The sequence below is a fragment of the Desulfovibrio sp. JC010 genome (assembly GCF_010470675.1).
Taxonomy (GTDB): domain Bacteria; phylum Desulfobacterota; class Desulfovibrionia; order Desulfovibrionales; family Desulfovibrionaceae; genus Maridesulfovibrio.
Genome location: NZ_VOIQ01000008.1, coordinates 215,695 through 228,527, shown reverse-complemented (window position 1 = coordinate 228,527; position 12,833 = coordinate 215,695). Strand labels below are relative to the sequence as shown.

Genomic DNA, 12,833 nt, shown 5'->3' with positions numbered 1-12,833 from the left:
ATCCCAAGCAACGGTTCGGGTTAGAAGAACAAAGCATGACGACCCAAGCTCCGGCACGGTCTTAAAAAACCAAGGCAAAATCGGTCTGCCATGCAAAATTACAACTGTTTAATTGGTTAAACAACGTCAATCAAGACGTACTAGGCATATAAGAATTAACCGAACAATTTGGAGGAAATAAAATGGCTGAATATACATACGAAAGTCTGGAAGCATTGCTCAAGGAAAATCTCGGCGACAGCATGCCTGAACGGGCCATGGAAGATATCCATGAGGCTCTTAAGATCACGGAGAAAATGGAAGAAGAAGGCTGGAAGTTCCAGCTGGAAGATTTAAGCCGCGGCAGCATGACTGAAACCGATTGGCGTGCTGTTTTGACCAAAGATGGTAAAGAGTTTGCCGGGCAGAGTGATCATGCGGCACTTGCTGTTTGTGTTGCTGTGGCGGATGCTATCGTGGGGTAGGGGTACTTTAGTTCATATTTTGGGAACCTTTTGTGTTGACAGTTTTTGGGAACTGTTTATTCTATGCTTAGGAGAGTTCAGGGAACCTATGCGAATAATTAGTCGAGCTACTTTACGTGATTATGGAAAGAAGCATTCTGATGCAAAGGAGTCGCTTGACTGCTGGTTTCATGAAGTCAACGTTGCATCTTGGGATAGCTGGACTGACATTAAGGCAAGGTATCCAGATGTTTCTCCCCTCGGTAAAGATCGCTATGTCTTCAACATAAAAGGTAACAAGTATAGGATAATAACGGCTGTTCATTTCGCAAGTAAAATTGTTTTTATCCGTTTTGTAGGCACTCACGCTGAGTATGACAAAGTGGATGCAGAGAAGGTGTAATATGATGAAGTTAATTAAGACAGAACAAGATCACAGGGAGGCCCTTGAGCAGATCGAAAGGCTCATGGTAGCTGGTGATTCTCCTGAAGTTTTGGATCAGCTTGAGCTTCTTGCACACCTTGTTGAAAAGTATGAAGAAGAACAGTTTCCAATCGATTTTCCGACTCCTGTTGCTGCGATTAAGTTTCGCATGGAGCAGTTGGGCTTTAAGCAAAAAGACCTTATTCAATACTTAGGAAGCAAAAGTAAAGTTTCAGAAGTATTAAATGAAAAGAGATCCTTAACCTTGGATATGATGAGAAAACTTAATAAAGGTTTAGGAATTTCTCCTGAAGTTTTACTTCAAGAACCCCGTGCTGAGTTTCCTAAAAGCTACTCTTCTTTGGATTGGGCGCTCTTTCCTTTAAGAGAATTGGCTAAACGGGGCTATTTTTCCTTGAAGCAGCTAGCGGAAAAAGCTGAAGAGAATATGCGCGAATTCATTGCAGCAGCTGGCTCCCCTCCGTTGGTACATTCCTGCCGTCGTCAGAGTTCGTGGAATGGAAAAGACGGGGACTGGTATGCAACTTTTGCTTGGGAGTTAATTGTTAGGAATCAGGCACGTAAAAAAGATCTTGATGTGAAATATCTTCCGGGGTCTTTTACTGAAGAGAATATGTCTCGTCTTGCACACCTGAGCTGTTATGCTGACGGTCCTGTTTTAGCGAAAGAATACTTAGAACGTTATGGGATTATTCTTATTGTTGAACCAGCAATTAAGGGAACGTATCTTGATGGTGTTGCCATGCTGCTTGATGATGGCACACCAGTTGTGGGTATGACTTTGCGACAGGATAGAATTGATTATTTTTGGTTTACTTTGCTGCATGAGCTTGCCCATATTGTTAAACATTTAGATGTTAATCAACCTTGTATTATTGATTTCAAAGACAGTTCCTCAACTTCTCTTTCTACTATAGAAGCTGAGGCTGATATGATCGCATCCAGAGTTTTGATACCTGAGGTTGAATGGTCAACAAGCGATGCTAAGCGGTGTGGGAGTAAGGCTGGAGCAATTGCCCTTGCCCGTAAACTTGAAATACATGAGGCTATTGTAGCCGGGAGAATTCGTAAGGAAAGAAATAATTACCGCATTCTTCATCAGCTTGTGGGTAACAAACAAGTTCGCAAGATTTTTTGGGAATAAAAATTCTTATAAATTTTAGAGCAAACAAAAAATCCCCCCGGAACAACCGTTCCGGGGGGATTTTTTGATTTTATGTATCTCGAACCAGCTTAGAACTGTTTCTTCATCAGCTCGGCGAGGTTGGCGGCGGTGAAGCCGTATTTCTCTGCCAGCTGTGCTGCGGGTGCGGATGCGCCGAAGTGGTCGATGCCGAGTACTGCGCCGTCAATGCCGACGTATTTGTACCAGCCTTCGGGGCGGCCTGCTTCTGCTGCCACGCGGGTGCGGACATTGGGGTCAAGTACGGAATCTTTGTATGCCTGATCCTGCTCTTCGAAGATTTCCACGGAAGGCATGGAGACCACGCGGATCTTTTTGCCTTCGATCATGGAAGCGGCTTCGATAGCCATGGATACTTCGGAGCCTGCGGCAATGGCGATCATGTCCGGGGTGCCTTCGCAATCTTTTACAATGTAACCGCCGCGCTTAACGCCTTCTTCCACCTGCGGGTACTCATCTTTGCCGAGGACGGGCAGTCCCTGACGGGTGAGCATGAGGGAGGAAGGACGTTTGTCCTGTGCCATGGCGATTTCGAGGCAGGCTGCGGTTTCGCGGGCATCTGCGGGTCTCAGCACCAGCATGTTCGGGATGAGACGCAGGGATGCTACGTGCTCGATGGGCTGGTGGGTGGGGCCGTCTTCACCTACGTAAAAAGAATCGTGGGTGTAGATGTAGATGACCGGGAGATGCTGCAGCGCAGACATGCGCATGCCGTTACGGCAGTAGTCGGAGAAGGTCAGGAAGGTTGCACCGAAGGGGATAACGCCGCCGTGCAGGGCCATACCGTTGAGGATAACGGACATGGGGAATTCACGGACACCGAAAGCGAGGTTGCGCGCGGTCTTGCCGTCAATGGCGAAGTCGCCGACCTTTTTGCGGAAGTTCGCAGTCTGGTTCGAGGGATCAAGGTCTGCGGAACCGCCCACGAGAGTGGGCAGAGCATCGGTGATGGCGTCGAGGCATGCGCCCCAGGCCTTACGGGTGGCAATGGACTGACCTGCTTCGAACTCAGGCAGTTCCAGTTTGATGTCCTTGCGGTCTTTGTTGGCATCGGCCCAGAAAGCGGCGATTTTTTCGTCGGCGGCAAGGGCTGCGTTGGATTTTTCTTTCCACTGGGCGGCCAGTGCCTTGAGATCGGGGAAACGGGCCTGAAAATGTTCAACAACATCTTCGGGGACGTAGAAAGTTTCTTTTTCAGGAAGACCGAAGCATTTTTTGGTGGCTTCGATTTCTTCGTGGGAGAGCGGGGAACCGTGGGTGGAGTGGCTGCCTTCGCAGGTAGCGGCACCTTTCGCCATTACGGTCTTACCGACGATCAGGGTCGGCTTGGAAGTTTCAGCCTGACCTGCTTTTACTGCTGCGCGGATGGCATCGTGGTCGTGGCCATCGATTTCCACAACGTGCCAGCACATGGCTTCGAAAACTTTTTTGAAGTCGGTGCAGTCGCACTTGCTGGTGGGACCTGCGAGCTGAATGTCGTTGGAATCGTAGTAAACTACCAGTTTGCCCAGTCCCCAGAGTCCGGCGAGAGTTGCTGCGCCCAGTGCTACAGGCTCCTGAAAGTCGCCGTCGGAGGAGAGAACGTAGGTGTAGTGGTCTACAACATCGTCGTTGGTGTTGGCGTTGAGGAAAGCCTCAGCGGTTGCCATACCCACACCGACACAGAAACCCTGACCCAGCGGGCCGGAAGTGGCTTCAACGCCGGGGGTCATGTCGTGTTCGGGGTGGCCGGGGGTGATGGAGTCCAGCTGGCGGAACTGCTTGAGGTCTTCGATGGTCAACAGGCCGCAGAGGTGCAGGATGGAGTAGAGCAGCGGGGATTCGTGACCTGCGGCCATTACGAAACGGTCGCGGTCTGCCCACTCGGGATTGCTGGGATCGAATTTAAGGAAGTCCTTGTACAGGACGTAGGCAAAGTCCGCGGAAGACATGGAACCGCCGGGATGGCCGGAATTAGCCTTGCGGATGGAGTCCATGATCAAGCCTTTGACAACGTTGACCGCTTTCTGGTCCAACTGGTTGTTACTCATTTTGAGTTCCCCTATTAAAGAATGATATTTTGTGCGGTATTCATGTTTGACGGATAACCGCCCCACTTCCCTGCCCACTTCCCTGAGCAATACCGACTGATGTTATAAATTAAAGAATCCCGCCTGCAATTATGCTGACGGGATTTCAACTATTTATCGAAAAGATTGATTCTGCGCAGGTGCCGGTCACCTTCAAATTCGGATGTCATGAAGGCGCGGATTATTTCTTCCGCCAGACCGGGGCCGATGACCCTTTCTCCGAGGCAGAGGATATTCGCGTTGTTGTGCGCACGGGCCATCTTGGCCATGTACTCGTTGGTACACATGGCGGCACGGATGCCCTTGATTTTGTTAGCAGCCATGGACATACCCAGTCCGGTTCCGCAGATGAGGATGCCGGGAATATCTTCCCCGGTAACCGTTTCGGCTACTTTTTCGGCGTAAACAGGATAGTCGCAGCTGACAGCTTCTTCAGGTCCGGCATCAATTACATCATAGCCCATGTCGCTGAGCAGTTTGATGGCAAATGTCTTGAGGACGAAGCCCCCGTGGTCCGAACCGATTACAACTTTACCGGCCATATCCAGATCTCCCGCTCAGGATGATTAAAACGTCATGGGCACAACAAAAAAACAGTTCTGTCGAGAACCTTCCCGCAGAACTATGTTAATCAGGCCGTGCTCAACTGTGTTTGTAACACCCTGTACTTTTGGTTTTTATGGAATCATCCGGGGATTCAAAGTGGTGGTGGGGGGAGGATTCGAACCTCCGAAGGCGTTGCCGACAGATTTACAGTCTGTTCCCTTTGGCCACTCGGGAACCCCACCACTCTATATATGAAACCGTTACCGGTTAGATATCCATTTTTCGTTCATTGTCGCGATATTTTACGTCGCGCTTGGCAGCCTGCTCTTTGCGGAGCCTGCTGATTTCATCTTTGAAAAATTCGATCTGCTTTTTACACAGTTCCGCGTTTCCGTCAACATCACCTGTAGTGAGTTTTCCCAGAAGCGCGTATTCTTTCTCAAGACGCTTTTCAAGCTGGCAGACTTCGAAATTTCCAAGCAGTCTGGAAACGATTCCTTTCATCTCCGCCAGCCAGACATCGAGACCTAGTTTAAAGTTTTCAAGAAGTCCACTACTTTTTTCATTAGAATTAAAATCCTGCCCGCTCATACTTCCCTCCGTATGAAAAGCTAAAATATTTTATTCAAATTTTACGTACCTGATGCGTTCGAGGCTGATCTCCTCGGAACCCTCAGGCAGCTTGAGTTCAAGCGCTTCCGGTTGCCACGGTTTTGCTGTGAAGTTTCGGGATTTTATACGCAGCAGGGCTTTGTCACCCGCCTCAGTGTATACTCCGATTTTATTTGGCAGCAGTTTGCCGGAATCGTCTTTTTCGTAGGAAGACAACTCCATGCGCCATGAAATTTCGCCCCGTCCCGATATTTCCACCGGGACGCAATGCTCGGCCAGCACAATGGAGCTGACCGGACCGTTATCAAAGATAAAACGCAGGTTTCCGTTATCAGGAACCACGCTGTCGTATGATTTTGGTATCAGGTTGGGATAACAGCCGGAGATGAGTCCTGCAAGGTCTTTCAGGGAGAAAGGAAAGGGCAGGCCCAGCAGATATACCGCCCGGATGGGAGAAGAGTGGCTGTAGGCGGTCTTCTGGTCCGGGTAAAATGCGGTCAGTCCGGCTTCGTCCTCGCGGATATGGGCGATATAGGCTCCGATTCCGGCGCGCACGTCAAGGCGCAGTGGGGATGCGTAGTCGCCCCAGAGGGTCATGGTGGTGCGGTGGCCGGAACCTTTTGAAGTATAATAAAGGCTGGCCTTGGCCCGGAGCCCGGTTGCATTGCAGTTTCCGTATATGGAGCGGAATTTTGCGTAAGATTTTTCAGGGACCGGAGCTGGGCCTTTACGGGCGGCGCAGCCGCCCAGAGCTAAAAGCAGCACCAGCAGTAATGCTATGCGGTGGAAACTGAAAATCATAATTCTTCCAGTTTCCTGCGGATCTGCTCAGCGTTTTGGGGTTCAAGCTTCAGTGCCTTGCGGTAACCTTTGGCTGCGGATTTCTTTTTGCCCAGTGCAGCGGCGATGTCACCGTAATGATCCCAGAGTTCGGGCTGCTTATCCCTCAGGGAAACGGCCCGCTTGATAATTTTCCATGCCTCTTCAAAATTTCCCAGACGGTAATTGACCCAGGCCAGAGAATCGAGGATGTAGCCGTTGTCCGGTTCCAGTCTGTTGGCCCTGCTGATGAGGACCATGGCCCGGTCCAGCTGCTCGCCCCGCTCGGCCAGAATGTAGCCCACGAAATTGAGGGCATCGGCATGGTCCGGGTAGCTGGAGATGATCTGTTCCATATATTGCAGGGTCCGGTCCAGATTACCTTCCTGTTCTTCCAGTACTCCGAGCTGGAAAAGAATTTTCGGATGGCCGGGAACGTTCTTATTGCCGCGCAGCAGGGCGTCTTTAGCGGATTTAATGTCTCCGGCTTCTGCATGCAGGCCGGATTCAAGCAGGTAGAAATTTACAGCTTCCGGGAATTTCTCCTGTCCGGTGCGGATCACCTCAAGGGCTTCCTTGTTACGCTTAAGATCCATGAGCAGATGGGCCCGGAATTGCAGGCTGCGGTCATAATGTTCGCTTTGCGGGGAAATTTTTTTCAGGTAGCCCAGTGCCTTTTCGGGGTTCTCTTCCCCTTCATAGGCAATGGAGGCTTTAAAGAAATAGTAGGAATCAGGAATGCTCTTCTGCTGGGCAAAAAGGTCCAGCAGGATGGAAGCCTGTCCGTAAAATCTGCCGCTGATGAACAACTGCGCCGCTTCCAGCAGGAAGGCTTTGGAGCGCGGTCCTTCAATGGCCAGCTTCAGAGCCCGTTCCGGGTTGTTGAGCTTGAGGCAGAGCTCCATGAGTCGCAACCGGATATGGTTGGAGACATCCGGGAACTCGAGCATTTTGGTGTAAATTTGCTCTGCGGAGTCGTAATCTTTTTCCAGTTCATACATGTAAGCCAGTTCGCCCCATGCTTCGAGGAAATCAGGCTTGTCTTCAACTGCTTTGTTAAGGCTGCGGATGGCCTGACGGGTCAGTCCCAGTCCTGCGCTGGCTTTGGCGTGCAGGTAGTGTATCTGGGCGGTCCGTTTGTCCTTGGGGATAACTTTGAGGATATCCAGTGCCTGCGCGAATTTTTTCTGTTCAAGGTAGATGCGGGCCAGATGTGCAGTGACCTGCAGATCGTCAGGCTTCTTGTGCAGGTATTCCTTGAGTACACCCTCGGCATCGGCGTTGCGGTTATCCACCAGATAGGTGTTGGCAAGGCTGATGTTCAGGTCCCGGCTGTCCGGGTATTTTTCTAGGGCTTCTTTCAGTGTGGCCCGGGCTTCATCAACCTGCTGGGAGGTCCAGTAGAGGGCAAATTTGTCGAGATAGAGTTTTTCCTGCGGTTCGGCTGCGATAATGCGGTTCAGCACTGTCAGCGCATCCCTCTGCAGTCGGGCTACTTCGTTGATTTTCTGGGGGGTCTTAATTCCGCTCAGGGCTTGTCCCAGCCTTGTGCGGTAATCCATGTAGACCAGATAATCGTAGGTCAGCTGTGCTTCCGGGCTTAGGGGAAGCTTGAATTCAGGTTGCGCAGCTTTTTTACCTGCACAGCCCTGCAGCATGAGCAGGGCGAGCAGTGCGCTTACGGCAATGATTCTGAGTGGGCAGCGTGATGAGCCAGTGTGCTGTATCATAAGAGCCTTTCAGGTTCTTCCTGCGGGAGGTATTTGGGGTCTTTGGAGAATTCCACCAGCTTTTCGTAGATTGTGGAGCCGATATTGATGCCCTGTGCGATCATTTCCGGTCCGTATTCCCGTCCTGTCTCAGTCCGGAAGGTGGATTCAATGGACTTGATGATTTCCAGTCCCTTGGGGAATTTTTCAATGATTTCATCCACGGTCCAGTCTTCGTAGTCGCAGATTTCCCAGAGGGTGGTGGAGAAGTTGTCCGGTCCCCAGCGGAATTTGTCCGCATCGTAGAGCGCACCGCTGAGCAGTTCCAGTTCCGGGTCGTTCTCGATGGGTTTTTCCGGCTTGAAAGCTTCGTGTCTCGCGATTGCTTCGGCAACGAGCTCCTTGCTGCGTTCGGAAAGGGGGTAATTGTTGAGGATTACCTTGGAAGTTTCCGAGCCGCGCAGGGCGTGGTTTTCGTCCAGACGGCAGGAGTCGTGCAGCAACCCGCAGAACTGGGCCAGCAGGACCAGCTCCCGCACCCGGTCACCGTCCATGTTTTCCCCTTCCTTGAGAATGATTGCCCCGGCTTCGATAGCCACCTTTTTGGAGTGGTAGATGCCGTGGGCGTATTCATCATAAAGGAAAGGCAGCACATCTTCCTGCAGCCGGATGATGAGCGGATGATCAAAAAACATGTCCCTTGCGAATTCGATCTGTGATTCAAGGTCGCGGTAAAAAACCGGAACAGGCAGGGCCGAAGCCATTGCCTTTGCTTCTTTCTTAAGGTCGGTAAGCAGCTTATTCATTTTCAGGTATCCAGTCCTGTGAAAAGTCTTTTACTGATTCTGCCAGATGTTCCCTCAATTTTTTAAGCAGTCTTGCTTCTATCTGGCGGACTCTTTCCCTTGTAACCCCGAACTCTTCGCCGATTTCCCTAAGTGTTCTGGGGGAATCGGACAAAAGGCGGTCATTCAGGATCACTTGTTCCTTTTCATTGAGATTTGGAACAATTGCCCTGAGCTGGTCAAGCAGTAATGTGGAAATCTCCTTGTTGGCAAGGGTTTCTTCCACTCCGGGACCGAGATCGGGCAGGAAATCCATGCGTGTGGCTTCGGAATCCTCCCCGAACTTCAGGTTCAGGGAAAGGTCGTTCTTGGCCAGCCGCTGGTCCATTTCCGTAATTTCCTCTTCACTTACATTCAGATTTTTTGAAAGTTCAGAGGTTGTCGGATCGAACCCAAGGGCTTGTAATCTCTGGCGTTCTTTGTTTAGGTTGTAAAAAAGTTTGCGTTGGGTCTGGGTGGTGCCGATTTTGACCATGCGCCAGTTATCCATGATATATTTCAGGATATATGCCTTGATCCAGAAAGCAGCGTAGTATGAAAATTTGATACCCTTGTCGGGGTCAAATTTATTTACGGCCTTCATCAACCCCACGTTGCCTTCCTGAATAAGGTCGAGCACATTCTGCATCCAGCGGCGCTGGAAATCCATGGCAATCTTGACCACCAGCCTCAGATGCGAGGACACCAGCCTGAAAGCGGCCTGCTGGTCCCCGTTTTCCTGCACCTGTTTGGCCAGCTGGAACTCTTCGTCTGGTTCCAGCAGGGGGAAACGGCTGATTTCCTGCAGATATAAATGAAGCGGGTCCTTGGTGGCAACCTCGCCCTTTGCTCTAGGCGTGGGCAGGAAGTCAGCCTTGGGAGGAATCTTTACCTCTTCATTTTCAACAGGTTCAAGCTCTAACGGTTCTTCTTTTGATGACATTGGGCAGTGTATATTTCCCTGTTCAACTTAATTTATTTGAATATTTTATTGTAAACAAAAGTTCTTATCTGTAACTTACAAGGGTATAGTTTTTATTTGTCCTTTTCAATCTTTTTAAGTATTAGCAATTTCACCTTCCTTCTGAACAATATTCAACAAAAAATTAATATGCTGATCAAACTTTTGGTTGGTATTTAAATCAATAAAATTTGTGGAGCGTTAGACATGCCTGATTTTCGCAAGGCCCTCAGTGATGATAAAATATATTTCTTTGACGGCGGTTACGGAACCTTTCTGCAGAGCCGCGGCCTGCCCGCAGGCATGTCTCCGGAGATGTGGGGGCTTGAACGCCCGGATGTAATCAAGTCTGTTCATAAAGATTACGTGGATGCCGGAGCCAACGTGCTGACCACCAACACCTTCGGCGGCAGCAGACCCAAGCTGGGCGCGGATGTGGACGTTATCGGGTTGAACCGTGAAATGGCCCTCATTGCCCGCTCCGTTGCCGGGGATAAAGTGTTTGTGGGCGGCAGTGTCGGACCCACCGGACATTTTGTGCAGCCTCTCGGTGAGATGACCTTCAAGGAAATGGTCGAAATTTATAAAGAACAGATCACCGGCCTTGTGGAAGGCGGCGTGGACCTGATTCTCGGTGAAACCCATTTCGACCTCGCTGAAGCCCGCGCCGTGGTTATTGCCGCCCGTGAGGTCTGCGACCTGCCCGTGGCCCTGTCCATGACCTTTGAATCCCCGGCCGCCTGTCTGACCGGAACTCCTCCGGCTACTTTCATCGATACCATGCAGAACATGGGCGTGGAGCTCATGGGCACCAACTGTTCCGCCGGACCGGAGCAGATTCTGGAAGTGCTGGAAAATATGCAGCCGCGTCTTTCCTCCCCCCTGCTGGTGGAGGCCAATGCCGGACTGCCCGAACTGGACGAAAACCGCAACACCGTTTTCCGCCTGCAGCCCGAGCCCTTTGCCGAACAGTCCGCAAAATTTGTAGATGTGGGTGCCAAATTTATCGGCGGTTGCTGCGGAACCGGACCGGATCATATCCGTGCCCTGCGCAATAAAGTGGGCGACGGACGCTGGAAACGCCCCGTCCCGCAGGAAGACTGCCAGATGGTGCTGACCTCCCGTGCCCAGACCGTGAAGATCGGTTTTGAGCAGCGCGGCGTGATCATCGGTGAGCGCATCAACCCCACCGGGAAGAAGCAGCTTATTGCGGAGCTCCAGAAGGGCGAGTTCACCGAGGCCATGAAGTTTGCCGAAGAGCAGATCGCAGTAGGTGCTCCTGTTCTGGACGTTAACGTGGGTGCTCCCATGGTTGATGAAGTGGAAATCCTGCCCGCGCTGGTCAAGGAAATTTTCGCTCAGTACTCCGCACCTCTTTCAATCGACTCCACCAACCCGGATGCTGTTGAAGCGGCTCTCTGGGAATATCCCGGCTCCCCGCTGGTCAACTCCATCAGCGGCGAACCCGGACGCATGGAACGTCTCGGTCCCCTGTGCAAAAAGTTCGGTGCTCCGTTCATCCTGCTGCCCATTGTCGGCAGCAAGCTGCCTATCACCTGCGAAGAAAAGGTGGAGGTTGTTTCCGAACTGCTCAAGCAGGCTGATGAAATCGGAATCCCGCGCAGGCTGATCATGGTGGACGCGCTGGCCTTGACCGTATCTTCCAAGCCCATGGCTGCCCGTCACTGCCTTGATTTCATCAAGCATTGTCGTGAGGAGTGGAATCTGCCCACAGTACTGGGGCTTTCCAATATTTCTTTCGGCCTCCCGGCCCGCGAGCTGCTCAACTCCAGTTTCCTGACTCTCTGTCAGGGGCAGGGTATGGCCGCATTCATTTCCAACCCCAACTCCGTGCGGCTGCGCGAAGCCCTTTACGCCAATGAAGTTATGCTCTGCCGCGATCCGCAGGCCGAGCAGTATATCGAACGTTACGCCGAGTGGACTCCCTCCGGCGACGGCGGCCAGTCCGGCGGTGCGGGTGGTAAGAAAGAGGAAAAAACAGGCGCGGACAACCTTTTTGACGCTGTGGTCAAAGGTGACCGCGGTTCAATCGTTTCTCTTGTGGAGCGTGATCTTGAAGGTGGCCGCAAGCCTTTTGAGCTGGTCAACGAAGACCTCATTCCGGCCATCATGGATGTGGGTGAGAAGTACGAGCGCAAGGAATATTTCCTGCCCCAGCTGCTGCAGTCCGCTGAAACCCTGCAGAAGGGTTTTGAAAAGCTGAAACCCCTGCTTGAAGCTTCCGGCGATGTAGAGGAAAAGGCAACCATCATCATGGCCACCGTTGAGGGCGACATCCATGACATCGGCAAGAATATTGTCTGCCTGATGCTCAAGAACCACGGTTACAATGTAATCGACCTCGGCAAGGATGTGCCTGCCGAGACCATCGTCAATGCTGCAGAAGAGCACGATGCCAAGATTGTCGGTCTTTCCGCGCTGATGACCACCACCATGGTCAAGATGGAAGATACCATCAACCTTATCAAGGAACGTGATCTTGATATCAAGGTTATGATCGGCGGTGCGGTTATTACCGGGGGATTCTGTGATTCCATCGGCGCGGACGGCTGGTCCACCGATGCCGTTGCTGCGGTCAAGGTTGCCAAGAACCTTTTGCAGTAAGGGTGCATGCGGATTTTTGAATTATTCCATGGAATCTGCTAGTGCAATGTTTATAGCGTATCGAAGATAAGCAGCCCTTTGGAGGGTGTATGAAAATATTTAATAAAATAAGCATATTGACTGTTTTGCTGCTGGCGCTTGTTGCCGGTTGCAATCAGGCGGAGACCGCAGAGACATCTGCAAAGGCCAAAGGCGTTGAGATGATTAACGCCCAGGGTGTTCAGGATGTTATCAGCAAGAATAAAGGCAAAGTGGTGCTGGTCAATTTCTGGGCCACATGGTGTCCGCCCTGCCGGGCCGAAATTCCTGAATTGATCGGCCTGCGCAAGAATTTTTCTGATGATGAGCTGGTGATAATCGGTGTTTCCGTTGATCAGGACAGCGATGCGGTGGATGAATTCATGCTTAAAGAGGCGGAATTCAACTATCCGGTTTATTTTGCTGCCGAGGACGTGGGGGCCGCTTTCCGGATTCAGTCCATCCCCAGAACCATGATGTTTGACCCTGCGGGGCAGCGGGTTTTTGATAAAGAAGGAAGCTACCCCGGAGCCATGTTTGAAAGATATATCAAGAAGATGTTAAAGGATCGGTAAGCGC

The 12,833-nt window shown here is 51.2% G+C and carries 12 protein-coding genes and 1 tRNA gene; 5 read left to right on the top strand and 8 right to left on the bottom strand.

The window, feature by feature from the left end:
* Positions 1-182 precede the first annotated feature (182 nt).
* From FMR86_RS11200 to FMR86_RS11190, 3 genes are all read left to right on the top strand, one after another.
* Positions 183-464: a hypothetical protein gene (locus FMR86_RS11200; protein ID WP_163351434.1), complete on the top strand. Its 282-nt coding sequence runs from the start codon at positions 183-185 to the stop codon at positions 462-464.
* Positions 465-552: 88 nt separating this feature from the next.
* Positions 553-846, top strand: a complete 294-nt coding sequence (locus FMR86_RS11195) for a type II toxin-antitoxin system HigB family toxin (RefSeq protein WP_163351432.1) — start codon at positions 553-555, stop codon at positions 844-846.
* Position 847: 1 nt separating this feature from the next.
* Positions 848-2,032 carry an ImmA/IrrE family metallo-endopeptidase gene (locus FMR86_RS11190; RefSeq protein WP_163351430.1) on the top strand — a complete coding sequence of 395 codons (1,185 nt, stop codon included), beginning with the start codon at positions 848-850 and terminating at the stop codon, positions 2,030-2,032.
* Positions 2,033-2,121: 89 nt separating this feature from the next.
* Here the strand turns inward: FMR86_RS11190 and tkt are convergent, their stop codons facing one another.
* The 8 genes from tkt to FMR86_RS11150 all read right to left on the bottom strand — a co-directional run bounded on the left by tkt (position 2,122) and on the right by FMR86_RS11150 (position 9,593).
* Entirely contained in the window at positions 2,122-4,101 is a 1,980-nt protein-coding gene (gene tkt, locus FMR86_RS11185) for a transketolase (RefSeq protein ID WP_163351428.1), read from the bottom strand.
* 149 nt (positions 4,102-4,250) lie between these two features.
* Entirely contained in the window at positions 4,251-4,682 is a 432-nt protein-coding gene (rpiB, locus tag FMR86_RS11180) for a ribose 5-phosphate isomerase B (RefSeq protein ID WP_163351426.1), read from the bottom strand.
* Positions 4,683-4,843: 161 nt separating this feature from the next.
* Positions 4,844-4,928, bottom strand: a tRNA-Tyr gene (locus tag FMR86_RS11175).
* 25 nt (positions 4,929-4,953) lie between these two features.
* A complete protein-coding gene (locus FMR86_RS11170; RefSeq protein ID WP_163351424.1) occupies positions 4,954-5,277 on the bottom strand; it encodes a hypothetical protein in 324 nt (107 codons plus the stop codon).
* Positions 5,278-5,307: 30 nt separating this feature from the next.
* Complete coding sequence (locus FMR86_RS11165; protein ID WP_163351422.1) at positions 5,308-6,099, bottom strand: hypothetical protein; 792 nt, start codon at positions 6,097-6,099, stop codon at positions 5,308-5,310.
* Positions 6,096-7,847 carry a tetratricopeptide repeat protein gene (locus FMR86_RS11160; RefSeq protein ID WP_163351420.1) on the bottom strand — a complete coding sequence of 584 codons (1,752 nt, stop codon included), beginning with the start codon at positions 7,845-7,847 and terminating at the stop codon, positions 6,096-6,098. The genes FMR86_RS11165 and FMR86_RS11160 overlap by 4 nt, the downstream gene beginning before the upstream one ends.
* Positions 7,844-8,632, bottom strand: coding sequence for a hypothetical protein (locus tag FMR86_RS11155; RefSeq protein WP_163351418.1), 789 nt, complete (start codon positions 8,630-8,632; stop codon positions 7,844-7,846). Before FMR86_RS11155 ends, FMR86_RS11160 begins: the two co-directional genes overlap by 4 nt.
* Positions 8,625-9,593, bottom strand: coding sequence for an RNA polymerase sigma factor RpoD/SigA (locus FMR86_RS11150; RefSeq protein WP_163351416.1), 969 nt, complete (start codon positions 9,591-9,593; stop codon positions 8,625-8,627). The genes FMR86_RS11155 and FMR86_RS11150 overlap by 8 nt, the downstream gene beginning before the upstream one ends.
* 225 nt (positions 9,594-9,818) lie before the next feature.
* Between FMR86_RS11150 and FMR86_RS11145 the strand changes: the two genes are divergently transcribed.
* Together FMR86_RS11145 and FMR86_RS11140 are read left to right on the top strand one after the other, a co-directional pair.
* Entirely contained in the window at positions 9,819-12,236 is a 2,418-nt protein-coding gene (locus tag FMR86_RS11145; RefSeq protein WP_163351414.1) for a homocysteine S-methyltransferase family protein, read from the top strand.
* 89 nt (positions 12,237-12,325) lie between these two features.
* Complete coding sequence (locus tag FMR86_RS11140) at positions 12,326-12,829, top strand: TlpA disulfide reductase family protein (RefSeq protein WP_163351412.1); 504 nt, start codon at positions 12,326-12,328, stop codon at positions 12,827-12,829.
* The last annotated feature ends 4 nt before the right edge of the window (positions 12,830-12,833 follow it).

Excerpts from the sequence above, each read along its gene's own strand:
- FMR86_RS11200 (WP_163351434.1), top strand. The coding sequence starts at position 183 with ATGGCTGAATATACATACGAAAGTCTGGAAGCATTGCTCAAGGAAAAT.
- FMR86_RS11195 (WP_163351432.1), top strand. The coding sequence starts at position 553 with ATGCGAATAATTAGTCGAGCTACTTTACGTGATTATGGAAAGAAGCAT.
- FMR86_RS11190 (WP_163351430.1), top strand. The coding sequence starts at position 848 with ATGATGAAGTTAATTAAGACAGAACAAGATCACAGGGAGGCCCTTGAG.
- tkt (WP_163351428.1), bottom strand. The coding sequence starts at position 4,101 with ATGAGTAACAACCAGTTGGACCAGAAAGCGGTCAACGTTGTCAAAGGC.
- rpiB (WP_163351426.1), bottom strand. The coding sequence starts at position 4,682 with ATGGCCGGTAAAGTTGTAATCGGTTCGGACCACGGGGGCTTCGTCCTC.
- FMR86_RS11170 (WP_163351424.1), bottom strand. The coding sequence starts at position 5,277 with ATGAGCGGGCAGGATTTTAATTCTAATGAAAAAAGTAGTGGACTTCTT.
- FMR86_RS11165 (WP_163351422.1), bottom strand. The coding sequence starts at position 6,099 with ATGATTTTCAGTTTCCACCGCATAGCATTACTGCTGGTGCTGCTTTTA.
- FMR86_RS11160 (WP_163351420.1), bottom strand. The coding sequence starts at position 7,847 with ATGATACAGCACACTGGCTCATCACGCTGCCCACTCAGAATCATTGCC.
- FMR86_RS11155 (WP_163351418.1), bottom strand. The coding sequence starts at position 8,632 with ATGAATAAGCTGCTTACCGACCTTAAGAAAGAAGCAAAGGCAATGGCT.
- FMR86_RS11150 (WP_163351416.1), bottom strand. The coding sequence starts at position 9,593 with ATGTCATCAAAAGAAGAACCGTTAGAGCTTGAACCTGTTGAAAATGAA.
- FMR86_RS11145 (WP_163351414.1), top strand. The coding sequence starts at position 9,819 with ATGCCTGATTTTCGCAAGGCCCTCAGTGATGATAAAATATATTTCTTT.
- FMR86_RS11140 (WP_163351412.1), top strand. The coding sequence starts at position 12,326 with ATGAAAATATTTAATAAAATAAGCATATTGACTGTTTTGCTGCTGGCG.